The sequence below is a fragment of the Geminisphaera colitermitum TAV2 genome (genome assembly GCF_000171235.2).
Taxonomy (GTDB): Bacteria; Verrucomicrobiota; Verrucomicrobiia; order Opitutales; family Opitutaceae; genus Geminisphaera; species Geminisphaera colitermitum.
This window is the reverse complement of record NZ_ABEA03000050.1, coordinates 13,352-28,144: the sequence shown is the minus strand read 5'-3', so window position 1 is coordinate 28,144 and position 14,793 is coordinate 13,352. Positions and strand designations below refer to the sequence as shown.

Below are 14,793 nucleotides of genomic sequence, written 5' to 3'. Positions count from 1 at the left end.
GACGCCCGGATAACATCAACCATATAACACGTATTATGAATATGAATACACGCATCAGTATCATCGTCGGAATGCTGGCCTCTGTCGCATTCTGCACCACGCTCCCCGCCGCCGCTCCCGCGGTGGTGGAAGATTTCTCCTACGAAAACGGCAGCCTCTACAACCGGAACGGAGGCTCCGGTTTTTCCAACGCATGGAGTAATTCCGCCACCGGATGGACCGTGTCCAATGGTGCCGCGAGCATCTCATCCACGACGGAAACCAGCAGCACTCGCACCCTGCAAACTCCGATCACCGCCGCTGGAGATGGACATTTCTATTTTTCCTTCACCCTTACCACCGACGCCTACTCCACATCCACCACAGGGTTTACCGATTATCTGGTTTTCAGGGATGGCGGCACCACGGTTTTCAACGTCGGGAGTGAAAAACCGGCGGCGTACAATTACCGTTTGCAGGCCAGGGCAGGGGGAAGCAACTTGCGTTTGAGCGATATCATCGCGGACCCGACCGGGATGAGTAATTTGATCGTCGGCAAATTTGTTTTCAACGACGGCACAGGAAAAGCGGTGCTCTCCCTTTGGTTAAATCCCGCCTCAGGCAGTAACGAAACATCGACTACATACACGCTCACTTGGTCCTCAACGGTGACACAAATCAGCGGTATTCAGCTGATTCGCTACGTTGCTGCCGGCAATACGAGTGCCACCGAGTCGTTTGATTCGATCCGCATAGGCTCCGACTGGAAATCCGTGACGTCTCCGATTCCCGAACCCTCTACTTATGCGGTCATCTTTGGCGCGTTTGTTTTTGGGAGCGTTGTTCTCCAGAGATTCCGCAATTAAGCATTCAGGCGACGATCACATCCACGCCTCGCAAGCCGAAGAGTGGAGCGGCGGCGAGGAGATGCCTGTCGTTGGAATAGATTTCATTGAAACCTTCCTCCGCAGCACTGGCGAGATGCAGGGCATCCGCCGCCCGCAAATAGACGGTGCCAGGCGCATGACGGAAGACTTCGGTCACCCGGTTAAGATGGAGTTCGGTGATCGGCAACCAATTCAGGGCACCTGCAGTCTGGTCGGAGGCTACCTGCTCCAGCAGTGCTTCGACATGGGTCAGGGTGGCAGTGCCTTCTCGGACTTTTCGATGTGCGGCGGCGATCAACTCCGCTCTCCCGTGGAGTGAACAAACCAAGGTATCAATAGTGGCGGCATGGGCTCGCACAAGATCGGCACCCGGTTCAGGCCAGTAGAGTTTCAGCAGGTAGGCCGTATCGTAGTAGGCGGCGATCATCGCATGTCACGCTCGGCAGACACGGCAGTCGTCGAATCATGGCCACCGGCAAAAGCTCCGGCAGCCAGAGCGGCGGCGTAAGCGGGCACAAGGTGACGTCGGCCCCAATAGGACGCTCCCTTGCCTCCGGTGATGGCTGCATCGACGCTGGCATCGGTGTCTTCCGTGCCGAGCGCGGTCTCAAGGAGGTGCAAGGTTTCTTGGGTGAGCGAACGGCGATGTGCGATGGCCGTCCTCTTGAGTCGGGCGTGGAGCTTTGGTGGAACAGACTTGATGACAAGTGTCGGCATGTTGAACAAAAGGAAGCTATTTGCTTCCCTTTCGCAAGGAGTTGTTAACCGCATCATGCGGCTGGCGTAACTCATCAAGCTGAGGATTCATTAGTCGTCAGTAGCATTTTGCACATCGGTTAGTAGCAGGAGCACTATCGCCCTTGCAAAGCAGATGCTCATTCCCTCGCGGCAAGAGGGGAGGCTTACTGAGACACCGCCGCAATGGTTTTCTCCCCACTGGAGTTTATCTCCGGGGGATTTTTTCAATCGAACCAGCATCATGTCAGATCCACTTATCATTCAGGGCGGAATGGGCGTCGCCGTTTCAGGCTGGCCCCTTGCCAATGCGGTTTCTCGTCTGGGACAGTTGGGCGTCGTGTCCGGCACGATCCTGGCGGTGGTGCTGGCGCGTCGGCTTCAACAGGGCGACGAAGGCGGGCACATGCGCTGGGCTCTTGATCAATTTCCGATTCAGGCAATGGCCACCCGGATTCTTGAGCGTTACTTCGTGCCGGGCGGCAAGGAGGACACCGCGAGCTTCGCCCCAGTGCCGATGCCCACCGCGTCCTATTCTCCTGAACTGACAGAGCTGACGGTGGTGGCCAATTTCGTTGAGGTTGCCTTGGCAAAAAAGGGTCACGATGGCGTGGTCGGAATCAATCTTTTGGAAAAGGTCGCGTTCCCGACGCTGGCCTCGTTGTTCGGGGCTATGTTGGCGGGCGTGGATTACGTGCTCATGGGAGCGGGCATTCCGCGTTTGATTCCCGGCGTGCTCGATCGCTTCGCGCGTGGTGAGTCCGCAGAGCTTGATATTCCCGTGGCGTGCGCGCCTTCGCAATTGTCGGGGAACGGGGCGGTGAGTTCAGGCGAACCGACGGGGGCGTCTGCGATAGCGGCCGCGTTGGCGGCGGAGATGGCCAACGCCCGGGTGGCGCAAGCGGTGTTCAATCCTGTGGCGTTCATGGGCGGCGAGGCGCCTGTGTTGAAGCGTCCGAAGTTTCTGGCGATTGTGAGTTCGGCTCCGCTGGCCACGACGCTGGCACGCAAGGCCACGGGGCGCGTGGACGGTTTTGTCATCGAGGGCGATACGGCTGGCGGACACAATGCGCCGCCGCGCGGTGAGATGGTTTTGGATGAGGGAGGCGAGCCGGTTTATGGCGCTCGCGATGTGGCTGATATTGAAAAAATCCGCGCGCTTGGTCTGCCGTTTTGGCTGGCTGGCGAGTGCGGGCAACCGGGTCGCTTGGCCGATGCGCGCCGCCAGGGTGCGGCAGGGGTGCAGGTGGGCACGGCTTTCGCATTTTGTGAGGAATCGGGCATCACTCCTGCGCTCAAGCGGCAGGCCTGCGCGCTCAGTCGCGCGGGGGCCGCAAGGGCATGGACCGATCCGCTGGCTTCGCCGACGGGGTTCCCGTTCAAGGTGCTGCAAATGGGCGGTACCTTGTCAGAGGAAATTCACTACACGGCGCGCACGCGGGTGTGCGATTTGGGGTATTTGCGGCAGGGATACAGGCGCGCCGATGGCACGCTGGGTTATCGTTGCGCGGCGGAGCCGGAGGCGGATTTCGTGCGCAAGGGCGGCGACATCAGCGAGACGAAGGGACGCAAGTGTTTGTGCAATGCCTTGCTCGCCACTGTTGATCTTGGTCAGTCGCTGGCGCGTCGTCGTCGTGCGGCTGCGGCCCAAGCTCAGGTTGCGGACACGGACAACTCGGATGCGACTGCGGTTTCCTCCGGTGCCGACGTGGAGCTTCCGCTCATCACGGCAGGCAAAGATGTTTCTGGCATCGCCCGTTATATTCCGGCAGGCGCGGACTCCTATCATGCTTCAGATGTGGTGCGGGCTTTGCTGGCTGACCTGACGACGGCGGCCACGCCGCTGTCGGAGAGGACGGAAGATAGAGAACCGGCGACAGCAGAGGTGGCGGGATAGCTCAACTGCGGCGTTTAGGTTGATAACTGATTGGGGGGCAGTGGCGCGGGCGTTTCGCCCGCTTCTGCGTTCCTCTCAGCCCTGTCTCAGGGCGGCGCTCCGCGCCGTCTGCGGGCGAGACGCCCGCGCCACGACGCTTCGCGTAACTTCAGTTGATAAAAATCCTCGCTTCGTCATTTGGATTTTTTTTTCAGCACGGCGGGGGGGACTTTTTTGACGTCGATGAAGCGTCCGCGAAAGAGTTCATCGAGGGTGTCGCGGACGTTGTCCGGGATGCGCGCCGCCAGGTCTTCGAGCTTGGGCAGGGTCTTGGGGTCCACCCGCTCATCCTGTCCGGCAAGCGCGCGGGCGGAGATTCCGCCGCCACCTCCGTTTGTGGCTCCGTTTCTGCTGCCGCCCCGGCTGGTTCCGGACGGGGATTGGTTGCGGGTGCGCAATTCGGCGACCATGGCCGCTTCGGTGGCGGCGTCGGGTGGAGGCGCGCCGTCGTCGTCGATCGCCACGGGCATGCCTTCGTCGTCGCTGGAGGAGGCAAAGGCCGAGGCCGCAAAGGCTGCGTCAATGTCGTAGCCACTGGTGGCCGGTCCCGGCGGCGTGGCAGGGGAGGGGAGGGGGGCAGCGTCGAGGTCTTCGGCGTAGTCAGCAGGGTCGTCGGCGGAAGCGCGTTCCACGAAGCGCGGGCCGGGATTGCGCGCCGGGGGGGGGGGGGGGGGGGGGGAGCCTTGCGCGGCGTTGGCGGCAGCGGTTGCGCTGGCGACGGCATTGGAGGCGGCGACGAGGGCAAAGGCCTGGCTGGCGGCCTCGGCCGTGGCAGCGCCGTCGGCAAGGGCGGCCAGCAGGCGTTCTTCAAGCCGGGCGATCAGGGCTTTTTTTTTTCGCCGCCGGGTTCGGAAATGGTGGTGTCGGGCGCGGCTTCGGCGAGGGCGGAGAGTTCTTTGATGAGGGAGTCGATGGCGCGGCTGCGGCTGGATTCGACGGCTTTGAGGAGCGTGACTTCGAAGTTGATTTTGTCGGAGAGGCCGAGTTTCACGCTGCCTTCGCCTTCGCGCAGGGCGTCGAGCAGGCGGGTGACTTGCTCGGTGGTCATGGGCACGTTGCCCAGGAGGGTGGTGCGTCCGTTGTTGGCGATGGCGTCGAGGAGGGCGGCGCGGATGCTGGCCTGGAGGTCGTGCAGGAGGCGGACGAGGTCGCGGCCGTTGGCGTCGCAGTCGTCGATGATGCGGACGAGTTCTTTGTGGTTGCCCGCGGCAATCGCTCCGGCGAGGGCGGCGATTTGTTCAGTGGAGACGAGGCCGTAAACGTCGAGGACGTCGGCTTCGGCAATCTCCGCGCCGCAAAAGGAAATCATCTGGTCGAAGATCGACTGGGCGTCTCTCATGCCGCCGTCGGCCATGCGGGCGATGCAGGCGAGGGCTTCGGGGGTGGCGTTGATTTTTTCGTCGGCGCCGATTTGGGCGAGGCGCTTGATGATGAGGTCGTCGGGGATGGGCTTGAGGTCGAAACGCTGGCAGCGCGAGAGGATGGTGGGGAGGACTTTTTGGACGTCGGTGGTGGCGAAGACGAATTTCACGTGTTCGGGCGGCTCTTCGAGGGTTTTGAGCAGCGCGTTGAACGCGGCGGTCGAGAGCATGTGGACTTCGTCGATGATGTAGATCTTGAACTTGCCCTGAGTGGGGGCGTAGCGGACGTCGTCACGGAGGTCGCGGATTTGATCGACGGAGTTGTTGGAGGCGCCGTCGATTTCGATGACGTCCATCGAGGTGCCGTCGGTGATGGATTTGACGGCGGGGTCGGCGGGATCGAAGTCGGCCTTGGGGCCGTCGGTGCAATTGAGGGCCTTGGCAAAGATGCGCGCGGTGGAGGTTTTGCCGGTGCCGCGCGGGCCGACGAAGAGGTAGGCGTGCGCGATGCGGTTGCGCGCAATGGCGTTTTTCAGGGTGCGGACGACGTGGTCCTGACCGACGACGTCGTCAAAGGTCTGGGGACGCCACTTGCGGGCAATGACTTGGTAACCGTTGTTAGACACAGCGCTTGTTTTCTAGTCGGGCGCGGCGTGGTGCAAGCCCGTATACGCAGACGCGCGCAGACGCGCAGACGCGTCTGCGAACGTCCAACATCGAACGTCGAACATCCAACATCCAATGTCGGAGGGCGGACAGCGGAGGGCGGATTCTGTCATTGGATGTTGGACGTTCGATGTTCAAGGCATGGTTTGCTCGATGGTGAGTGCGAGCGGTTGACCGGGGGCGCAGTTGGCGCGCAGGGCAACGAACCCGTCGCGGTGGCGGTCGTAGATTTGCCAGAGTGCGGTGCGGTCGGTCTCGGGCAGGGGCAGCGAGTCGAGGGCGGCACGCGAATAAAAACCGAAGCGGCCTTCGCTGATTTCGGGCGGAAGAGCGGGGATCGGTTTGCGGCAGCGAAAGAGGAACAGGAGCCAGTGCGATTCGCCTTCGTAGGCTTTTTCCGCGATCATGGCGAAGAGATGCAGGTCGGCGGTGGTGATCTCGAAACCGGTTTCTTCGTACGTCTCGCGCACGGCGCATTCGAAGGGCGATTCGCCGAGTGAGGTTTCGAGTTTGCCGCCGATGGGGCTCCATGTCCCGGCGTTGGGGTGGCGGGCTCGCAGGATGAGAAGGTGTTCGCCGTGTTCGTTTTCCAGAAAAACGAGGACCGCGATTTTGTGGGAGAGTGTGGCGGGTGTGGCTTGAGTGGTCGGCATGGATGGCGTGGTTTGCTGATGGAGCTTCGAGATGGTGGGGGGAGCATCGGGACACAAACTTTTAGCATGCTTGACATTTTGGCGTGACGCATGCCGGAGCATCCGCAAGGGTGACGGACTTGTCCCCATGAAAACGACGCAATGCATTCGCTGGATCATCCCGTTCTTTCTGATCTTGACCGCCTCGGCCTGGGCGCAGACGCCGCCCGCAGGGGCCACCAAAAAAGCAGGTTCCGTCGAGGTGATCAATGTGCGTTTCAACAAGCAGAATCCCGGTGCCTCCTCCAGTATTTCCGGTCAATGGCTGGAGGCCGAGATTGAGCTCAACGTGAAATCGCCCGGGTCGGGTGTTGAGCGTTTCGTCAACCACGTCCGCGTTACACTGAACCTTGGTCTTGAGGTGACTTCGCCTCCGAAGGGCTCGCCGCCCATTCAGCTTTACCGCGCCTCGGTCGAGATGGTGGCACTGGAAACGGGGCGTAACTTTGTCCGTTTCTACCTGCCGCCCGAAGTCGTGAAGCGCGACACGATTTCCGCCTCGGTCAAATATTACCTCGTGACCCTTGCCGTCGGGGGCGAGGAGGTTTCCACCGAACAGGCCGGACGCGCCGCAGTTTCCAGCGGTCTGCCCAAGGTGGAGAGTTTCATGGCGGAAATTTCCAGCAAGGCGGGTGCCAACGACGGCATCCTGCAACCGCAGCACCTCACTCCCTTCTTTAACGATTCCAATAAAAAGGCGCCAACTGCCGTGCGCCGTGAACAACTCTAAATTTCTCAGGCGCGACGGTGCCGATGGCCGGAATTCTCTTGCCTCAACCCCGCGACTCTGAAACCGACTCCACCTTTTCAATTCCTCCCCTATGGCATCCCCTCGCGTTCTCGCCGTTGATTGTGGCGCTGGCCACGTTGCATGCGGCCTCTTTACCAAAGATAAAACCGGTCGCCTCACCCTTGAGCGACTGGCGGTCGAGACGTTCAATCCCGATGCCGCTCAGGAGGCCGACTGGCCGCTGTTTTTTGGCGAATCGCTGACCGAAATCGTCCGGCGCGAGAGGTTCAGCGGTGCCGTCACCCTTGCCCTTCCCGGGCACCACACGCTGAGCAAGTTCGTCAAGACGCCTGCCGTGGACAAATCGAAACGCGAGCGGATCATCGCCTTCGAAGCCCAGCAAAACATCCCCTATCCGCTCAGCGAAGTGGTTTGGGATCACGTGACGGTCTCCGACGACGGCCTCGACATGGAGGTGATGCTCGCCGCCGCCAAACTCGACATCGCCGAATCCATTTGCGCCGCCGTTGCCGAAGCCGGCCTTACGGTTGAAAAGGTCACCGCCTCCACGACCGCCGTGCTGCGTTGCTTCCGGGCCAATTACGCCGATTTCGCCGAAGGCGTCATCATCGTGGACATCGGTGCGCGCTCCACCGACCTGATTTTTACCGAGCCTCACCGTTTCTTCATCCGCACCATTCCGCACGCTGGCAATACCATCACCCAGCATATCTCGGACGAGATCAAACAGGACTTCTCGCACAGCGAATCGCTCAAGGTTCAGGTGCTCAGCGGTCAGAGTGAATTGCCCGAAACCTCCCCGGCGCGTCATGCCGTGACCAATGCCGTCCAGAGTTTCATCGGTCGCCTTCACCTCGAAATCACGCGTTCCACGGTCAACTATCGCCGCCAGAGCGGCGCGTCCCAGCCCGTGGCCGTGCTCCTGACGGGCGGCGGTTCACTCATTCCCGGTCTGGCCCAGGAACTCAGCGCCCGTCTCAAGATGCCGGTCGAGGCCTTCGATCCCCTGCGCACCGTTGGCACCACGGGCAAAGCGGCCGACGCTGCGGAAGTTGCCACCCTGTTGCCTGCTCTCATCGGCCTCGCGGTGCCTGCGGCCAAGGACGAAAAAATCCTCAACATGGTGCCGCCGACGATCAAGAAACGCCTGGAGTTTCGCAGTCGCGTCCCGTTCATGATCGCAGCCGCCGCGATTGTTGCCCTCGCCTTTGTTCCTCCGGTGATCCAGGCCGAACGCCTCCGGCGGAGCCTCAATGCCCAGCTTGGCCGCCTCAACCACGCCATCCTCCCCCTGCAAACCATCCAGAACCGCAACGACACCAATATCGGCAAAATCGCCGCGCTTCGCAAACAGGTGGACGCCATTCACGTCCTCGCAGAGGGCAAGTCCAATTGGGTCAACTTCCTCACCGATCTCCAAGACCGCTTGCACAAGACCGGCGACGTCTGGCTTGACCAACTCGTGGTTATCCGCGCCGGCGGACCGCAAGGCGGCGGCGGGGGGGGGGGCGGGCTCTTTGGCGGACGCGGCGCTCCCGCACCCGCAACCAACGCCGACATCGTGCGCCTGCACCTCTCCGGCCGCTTGCTTGACGTAAAAAACCCCATCTCCCTCGTCAGCCAGGATTCTTACGCTCAGGTCAAAACCTTGCTGGAAAGCTTCCGCGGTTCCCAATTTATCGCCAACGTTGAGAGCGAACGTTTCGACGCCACCATGCCTGGCATCCTCCGTTTTGACTTCATCCTCGTGGTCAACCCGAAACGTCCCCTCTGACCGCCCTCGCACCCATGGCCAAGTTCAAAACTCATCCCGTTTTTTATTCCTCTCTCGCCGTGCTGTTCCTCGCCGCCGCTGGCGCGGCCACGCTCCTCGTGACGTTGCGCAGCACCAATGCGACCTCTCAGGAACAGATCAAGCAGAGGGAGGACACCCTGCAGGGTTTCGCGCGGAAAAATCCGTTTCCGTCCCAAGAGAACGCCAGGCTTGTGGAAGAGGATCTCCAGCGCATGACCCAACTCCTCGCCACCTACCAGCAGGAACTGCGTGGTCGTGGCAGCGCGGCCGGCAAAATTCTCACGGCGATACCGCCTGCGACTTCGACCGAGGCCTACTTCCAGTTTGCCCAATTTGTCGAAACCATGCGCGTCGCCGCCCAAACCGCTGGCGTCGCCATCCCTCCCGGATTCCGTTTCGGTTTCGCCAGCTACAACACCAATGGACCTGAAGAGGCGCTGATCCCCGTCGTATTTCGTCAACGGCTCATCACCGAGCACCTCCTGACGACCCTGTTCGCGGCCAACACCACCGAGCAACCCATTGAACTCGTGGGCTACCACCGCGAGCGTCCAGTCGCGCCTTCGGCTCCCGGAGCCGATGGGGCCGCCGCCCCCCCCCCCCCCGCCTCCGGCTCAGGTGGCGGTGATGGCGGTGACTTTTTCGACATCGATCCCCGCATCTCCGCGCGGGTTCCCAATTTCGTTGATGCCACTGCCTTCCGTCTGACTTTTGTCGGTTACACCAGCGCTCTCCGCACTTTTTTGAATCAACTGGCCACCTTCGAAGTGCCTGTCGTCGTGCGCAGCGTCGAGATCGTTCCGGCCGGGGCGGAAAAGCCCGGTGGTCCCGGCGGCGGCAGTCCCCCCCCCCCCCCCCGACCTCAGGCCCGGCCACAAGGATTTGGAGGCATCTTCGGGACCACCACCGAAGAGAAAACCAAGGAAAACGAACCCCAGCCGCTCGTGCAGCCCGGTCGCTCGCGCTTCACCATCACCGTGGAGTTTATTAACCTAGTCGCCACCCCCACCAATGCTGGCGCTGCTCCCGCCGCTCAACCTCAACCCGAATCCTGAACATGTCTGCCACCACCACTGATAAAGTCCTGTTGGGGGCCGCCGGGTTGCTCTTCCTTGGCTCCTGTGCCTGGGCTTGGTTTCAAGAAACCGACCTCGGCGATGCGGCCGTGGTCAACGCTCCCACCAGCGGCAAACCCTACGAACCCGAAAAAATCGACACCCTCGACATCGAGACCAAACGCTGGCCCGAGGCCCAGCCTCTGGCCCGGGGCAAGGAATGGCTCTTCGATGTTTTCACGCCGCCGGTGATTTTTTACGATGTCGGCACCAAGGCCTTCACCGTCACGCCGCCTCGCGGCAAGGAAGAGATAAAAGTGGATCCCTTCGGTTTGGACCTGCTGGCCGTTGAGCGGGATGATTTCCGTCTTCAACTCACCGGTTATTCCGGCTCGGGCGACACTGCCAAGGGCTTTTTCCAAAACGTCCTCACCCAAGGCACCATCATTGGGACCGCAGGCAAAAAAATCCCCGAGCTAGACCTCGAAATCATCAAGTTCACCGTCGGCAAACAACGCATCGCTGCCGGTGAGGGTGGCACCCCCATGATCGTCACCGCCGCCATTGCCACCGTCCGCGACACCAAGACCGGCGAAGAGACCGAAATCAACAGCGCCGTGCGCGCCAAACAAGCCCAGTCCACCGCCACCTTCCGCGCCGCCGCCAGCGGCAAAGAATACAAAGCCAAGGCCGGAGAATCCTTCAAAGACGGGGAGATCACTTACAAAGTGGACATTCTCACCGACCAGCCGGCCAAAGCCACGGTCACCAAACAAAAAGCCGGTGAAGAGGCTAAACCTGAAACCAAAGTTCTCGAAATCCACAAACCATCAACCACATCCGAATCTGACAACGCCGACTCACCAGCCGGTGCGCCTGGTAAAACCATTACTCCGCCACCCGCAGGCGGCAGCGCATTTCCTGGTTTTTAACCATCACCACCGTTTTTTGAGTCGTTTTTCGAACCACAATCACTCTAATCCCTCCTTTTTTCCCGAATCCCCTAGATGAAATCCATCCGCCTCCCCAAGTCGTTCCTCGCCGCACTAGCCGCCTCCGCGCTGCTCGCGATGACGCTTCCCTCCAACCTCTCGGCGCAGCAGCAGAGCCAGACCGAGACCAAGATCAAGCTGATGGCTGATGCCCTGAGAGCCCGTGACAACGGGGACCTCGCGGCAGCCAAGACGAATCTTGAGCAACTTCGCAAACTCGCGCCTGATGACGTCACCGTCCAGCGCCTGCTCGCGAACGTAAACGCTTCCCTTTCTCAAGGTGGCACCCCTGCTTCGGGCACTGCTCCCACCGCGAAAGCCCCCGCCACGGCCTCAGCCCCTGTCCCGGCCATCGCCGAGGTCAGTTACCCGCCCAAAAAGAATGCCCAAGGCGAACTCGTCCTCCCGCCCGCCGCTGCCGCTGCCGTCGCCGCCGCAGTTCCCGCCGCCCCGCTTGATCCCGCATCGGAACTCGCCCTTGCCGAGGAAACCCGGATTCAGGAACTCGTTAAAAGTACAGACGCCCAGCGCAAACTCGCCCGCGCCCAAGCCAAAGGCAGGGATTATGACGACGCGATCAATACCATCAACGAAACCATCCAAACCCTCCCTTACAATACCCTGACCGCCAGCACGGTGGATCAGTTGGAAAAAGAAAAAGGCACCTTCTATCTGGAAAAATCCCAGTATCTTCTCAAACAAGGCGATCTTGATGGCTCTCGTGCCGCCCTCGAAGCCTACGCCAATGCTTCGCTTGCCAGTGCCGAGGCGCGCAAAAAGCAGGCCAAACAGGCTTCCAAAATTGCCAGCGCTGAAGCCGATCCGGAAAATTTCCCGATCGAGAAAGTCAGCCCTCAGTTTGTCGCCGAGCAAAGGGATCTCCAGAAGCTCGTCGTCAAAGGTCGTGCCCAATATCTGGCAGGCGATGTCGAAGGTGCGCTGGATACCTTCCGCCACGTGGAAACCCTTTCCTCGTCTGATCCTACCGCTAAATATTTCCTCAAACGCATCGCTCAGGAAAAAGCCCAAGCCGGACGTCAGAATCGCGAAAAGACCAATGCCCAAGCCTTGGAAGAAATTGCCAACGCTTGGCAGCGTCCCGGTGTATATCAGGAACGCCCGCTCGGTGATGGTCCCTCCACTCCAAGCCTCAATGTTCTGCGTGAAAAACTCGATCGAGTAATCATGCCTAGTGTTGACCTGCGCAACATGCCACTGTCCCAAGTCGTCAGCACGCTGAGTGCCCTTGCCGAGGAAGAGGACAAGACTCCCATCAGTGCGGCGAGCCCTCGCATTAACATCGTTCTTCTCGATCAATCCAACACAAACCCGCCCGTAAACATCAGTGTCCGTGGCATGCCCCTTCGGCGCGTGCTCGACCTTGTGGTGGAATCAGTCGGCTATCGGTATGAAGTGACCGACGTTGTTACCATCAGACCGGGTGGCAGCAGCACCCTCATGTTGGAAATGGAAGTTTTCTCAATTAGCAAAGCGGCCCTTCTTCGCATGACGGGTGTAGGCTCTTCCAGCGCCTCCACTCCGGCGGCGGCCAGTGCCGATCCCTTCGCCGCTGGCGGCGGTGGTGGTGGCGGCGGTGGCAGTTCCGGTGGCGAAGCCGAGGGCATCAAACGCTTTTTGCAAAGCGCTGGTGTCAATTTCGAAGGTACCCAAGGTGCCTCCCTCGCCTATGATGGCACAGCGATTTACGTGACCCAGACGACCGCCAATCTGGAGCGCGTCCGCAACATCCTCGCCCGTTACAACGACGTTCGCCAAGTCGAGATCGAAGCCAAGTTCATGGACGTTCAAGAAGGCTCGCTTGATGAGCTTGGCATCTCATGGATGGTCAACAGCTTCAGTGGTAAGTTCAACGCTGGCACCGGAACCGTGGTTCGCTCTCTGAGTGGTGCCTTCGGCGTGACGGGGGCAAGCGGTGGCGGGGGCCAGATCGTTACCCCGTTTGGCACGGTTGACGTTCCTCTTTCACCACCTGCTACTCCCGGCACGGCTGATACAGGCAGCGCGGTTGGCAACATCGCCTCAATCACCGGTGTGATGGGTAATTTCGATGTCGCCGCCCAAATTCGCGCCATCGCTCAAAAACAAGGCTCCGACCTCCTGAGTGCCCCCAAAGTTACCGTCCTCTCCGGCAATCCCGCCTTCATGGTAGTCGCCCAAGAACTTCGCTATCCACAGAGCTACGGCGAAACTGAATCTGAAGTCGGTACCTCCAGCGGCAATGGAGGCGGTGCGGCTGGTGTGACAATCACTCCTGGCACGCCTGAGGAATTTGTCACTCGCAACGTCGGTGTTGAACTCCGCGTCACGCCCACCGTTGAAGACGACAACTATTCGATCACCCTTGATCTCAATCCCAAGGTAACCGAGTTCGAAGGATTTATCGAATACGGAGGTTCCAGCGTCGCCATTTCCGGCAATACCACTGTCACGCTACCCTCTGGCTATTATCAACCGATTTTCTCCACCCGCGAAGTCACCACCAAGGTAACCGTCTGGGACGGCGCTACGCTGGTCATGGGTGGTCTGACTCGTGAGGAAGTGAAGCGGGTCAACGATAAGGTTCCGATACTCGGTGACATTCCTTTCCTTGGACGCCTCTTCAAGTCGAAGGGCGAATCCTCGCAAAAGCGCAACCTCCTCGTCTTCGTGACGGCCAACTTGGTCAGCCCCGGCGGCTCTCCCAAGAAGCAACCGCTGCAAGGTGTTCAACCCAACTCCATGTTCCAGAACCCCACGCTGGTCACTCCAGCTGGTCCTGAACCTCGCATCCGCGCAAAGTAAGTTTCTAGTCACTAGTCACTAGCATCTAGAGCCGTTTCATTTAAATTGTAGCCATTTTATACTTGGTAGGGAGGCCTCTCCGAGGCCTCCGAAACCACGCTCCAACTACCTATGAATTTCGCATTCTCTCACCACGCACAACGGAGGCCTCGGAGAGGCCTCCCTACCGCTAAGACAACGGACACAACTCAACTGAAAATGCTCTAGTCATTAGCCCCTAGCCACATGGACTCCACCATCAGAATTTCACAAGTCGCGGATGAAAAACACGAGGTGGTCGAAAATTTCGACCGGTTCGATGTAACGCATTTCTCAGCAGTGACTAGGGCATTTACCGCGTTGGGCTTGATCGCTTGCGAAAATATCTGGAAGGCGGTTCACGAGCATTTTGTTGAGGTCAACAAAATGGTGAAAGCGATCTCCCTCTCCGACCAGTTGACTACAAATGGTAGCCAACTGAACTTGAAGTCAAAAATTTTGACTTCAAGTTGGGGTGGGAAGAACTAGCAGTCTAAAAACCTGACGTATCCATCATGAACGAAATCGTCAAATTAAGCCAAGTGGAGGAGAAGCTCATCTCTGTTCGAGGGCATCCTGCGCTGCTGGATTTTGATGTCGCTGCCTTGTATGGAGTTGAAACAAAACATGTAAATCAAGCGGTCCGAAACAACCCTGACAAATTCCCCAAGGGATATATTATTGAGCTTGGTCATGATGAACGGCGTAAACTAGTCAAAAATTTTGACCGGTTCGGCATAAGACATTCCTCCGCAACAACAAAGGCATTTACAGAACGCGGACTGTACATGCTTTCGACCATTCTCAAGAGTCCGCAGGCCACGCAAACCGCGATTGCGATCATTGAGACGTTCACCAAAATCCGCGAACTTTCCCGCGCTCTTGCCGAATTATCCCAAACCAAGGAAAAATCGAAACAGCAGTCGCTGATGGAAAAAAGCGGCGAAATGATGACGGATATTCTTGGCGAGGGAATGAAAACCACGGACACCGAAACCAGTTTTGAAATCAATTTCGCAGTGATGAAACTTAAACACACCATTAAACGAAAACCCGAAAATGAAAATGGTGTCTTCTAAAATCCCAAATCCCATTTCCCTACCTTAAATCTTTCTCATCGAAAA

The 14,793-nt window shown here is 59.3% G+C and carries 15 protein-coding genes; 9 read left to right on the top strand and 6 right to left on the bottom strand.

Annotated elements, in window-relative coordinates; translation table 11 throughout:
• The first annotated feature begins 35 nt into the window (after positions 1 to 35).
• The gene (locus OBACDRAFT_RS06235) at positions 36 to 845 is read left to right on the top strand and encodes a hypothetical protein (protein WP_157836931.1); all 810 of its coding nucleotides are present in this window, start codon (positions 36 to 38) and stop codon (positions 843 to 845) included.
• A gap of 4 nt (positions 846 to 849) precedes the next feature.
• On the opposite strand, the gene OBACDRAFT_RS06230 is transcribed toward OBACDRAFT_RS06235, so the two are convergent.
• Both OBACDRAFT_RS06230 and OBACDRAFT_RS28845 read right to left on the bottom strand, forming a co-directional pair.
• Positions 850 to 1,293: a type II toxin-antitoxin system VapC family toxin gene (locus tag OBACDRAFT_RS06230; RefSeq protein WP_043583826.1), complete on the bottom strand. Its 444-nt coding sequence runs from the start codon at positions 1,291 to 1,293 to the stop codon at positions 850 to 852.
• Positions 1,290 to 1,583 carry a FitA-like ribbon-helix-helix domain-containing protein gene (locus OBACDRAFT_RS28845; RefSeq protein ID WP_198529851.1) on the bottom strand — a complete coding sequence of 98 codons (294 nt, stop codon included), beginning with the start codon at positions 1,581 to 1,583 and terminating at the stop codon, positions 1,290 to 1,292. The genes OBACDRAFT_RS06230 and OBACDRAFT_RS28845 overlap by 4 nt, the downstream gene beginning before the upstream one ends.
• 262 nt (positions 1,584 to 1,845) lie before the next feature.
• On the opposite strand from OBACDRAFT_RS28845, the gene OBACDRAFT_RS06220 reads away from it, so the two are divergent.
• Positions 1,846 to 3,498, top strand: a complete 1,653-nt coding sequence (locus OBACDRAFT_RS06220; RefSeq protein ID WP_081721848.1) for a nitronate monooxygenase — start codon at positions 1,846 to 1,848, stop codon at positions 3,496 to 3,498.
• 173 nt (positions 3,499 to 3,671) lie between these two features.
• Here the strand turns inward: OBACDRAFT_RS06220 and OBACDRAFT_RS06215 are convergent, their stop codons facing one another.
• From OBACDRAFT_RS06215 to OBACDRAFT_RS06205, 4 genes are all read right to left on the bottom strand, one after another.
• The gene (locus tag OBACDRAFT_RS06215) at positions 3,672 to 4,169 is read right to left on the bottom strand and encodes a hypothetical protein (RefSeq protein WP_232766727.1); all 498 of its coding nucleotides are present in this window, start codon (positions 4,167 to 4,169) and stop codon (positions 3,672 to 3,674) included.
• Between the two features lie 188 nt (positions 4,170 to 4,357).
• Positions 4,358 to 5,524: a DNA polymerase III subunit gamma/tau gene (gene dnaX / locus OBACDRAFT_RS06210; RefSeq protein ID WP_043583823.1), complete on the bottom strand. Its 1,167-nt coding sequence runs from the start codon at positions 5,522 to 5,524 to the stop codon at positions 4,358 to 4,360.
• A gap of 12 nt (positions 5,525 to 5,536) precedes the next feature.
• Positions 5,537 to 5,677, bottom strand: coding sequence for a hypothetical protein (locus OBACDRAFT_RS27945; RefSeq protein WP_157836930.1), 141 nt, complete (start codon positions 5,675 to 5,677; stop codon positions 5,537 to 5,539).
• A gap of 21 nt (positions 5,678 to 5,698) precedes the next feature.
• A complete protein-coding gene (locus tag OBACDRAFT_RS06205; RefSeq protein ID WP_043583821.1) occupies positions 5,699 to 6,217 on the bottom strand; it encodes an NUDIX hydrolase in 519 nt (172 codons plus the stop codon).
• Between the two features lie 127 nt (positions 6,218 to 6,344).
• Between OBACDRAFT_RS06205 and OBACDRAFT_RS06200 the strand changes: the two genes are divergently transcribed.
• The 7 genes from OBACDRAFT_RS06200 (at position 6,345) to OBACDRAFT_RS06170 (ending at position 14,748) form a co-directional block, all read left to right on the top strand.
• Positions 6,345 to 6,986 carry a hypothetical protein gene (locus OBACDRAFT_RS06200; protein WP_043583817.1) on the top strand — a complete coding sequence of 214 codons (642 nt, stop codon included), beginning with the start codon at positions 6,345 to 6,347 and terminating at the stop codon, positions 6,984 to 6,986.
• A gap of 91 nt (positions 6,987 to 7,077) precedes the next feature.
• Positions 7,078 to 8,781, top strand: a complete 1,704-nt coding sequence (gene pilM / locus OBACDRAFT_RS06195) for a pilus assembly protein PilM (RefSeq protein ID WP_043583816.1) — start codon at positions 7,078 to 7,080, stop codon at positions 8,779 to 8,781.
• A gap of 14 nt (positions 8,782 to 8,795) precedes the next feature.
• Entirely contained in the window at positions 8,796 to 9,857 is a 1,062-nt protein-coding gene (locus OBACDRAFT_RS06190) for an Amuc_1100 family pilus-like protein (RefSeq protein WP_052361320.1), read from the top strand.
• A gap of 2 nt (positions 9,858 to 9,859) precedes the next feature.
• Entirely contained in the window at positions 9,860 to 10,789 is a 930-nt protein-coding gene (locus OBACDRAFT_RS06185; RefSeq protein ID WP_043583814.1) for a hypothetical protein, read from the top strand.
• Between the two features lie 75 nt (positions 10,790 to 10,864).
• Complete coding sequence (locus OBACDRAFT_RS06180) at positions 10,865 to 13,651, top strand: type II and III secretion system protein (protein WP_043583812.1); 2,787 nt, start codon at positions 10,865 to 10,867, stop codon at positions 13,649 to 13,651.
• Between the two features lie 225 nt (positions 13,652 to 13,876).
• Positions 13,877 to 14,158 (top strand): hypothetical protein, encoded by a 282-nt coding sequence (locus OBACDRAFT_RS06175; RefSeq protein ID WP_043583810.1) that lies wholly within the window; start codon positions 13,877 to 13,879, stop codon positions 14,156 to 14,158.
• A 26-nt stretch (positions 14,159 to 14,184) separates the two neighbouring features.
• On the top strand, positions 14,185 to 14,748 hold the full coding sequence (locus OBACDRAFT_RS06170) for an ORF6N domain-containing protein (protein WP_043583808.1): 564 nt from the start codon (positions 14,185 to 14,187) through the stop codon (positions 14,746 to 14,748).
• Positions 14,749 to 14,793 lie beyond the last annotated feature (45 nt).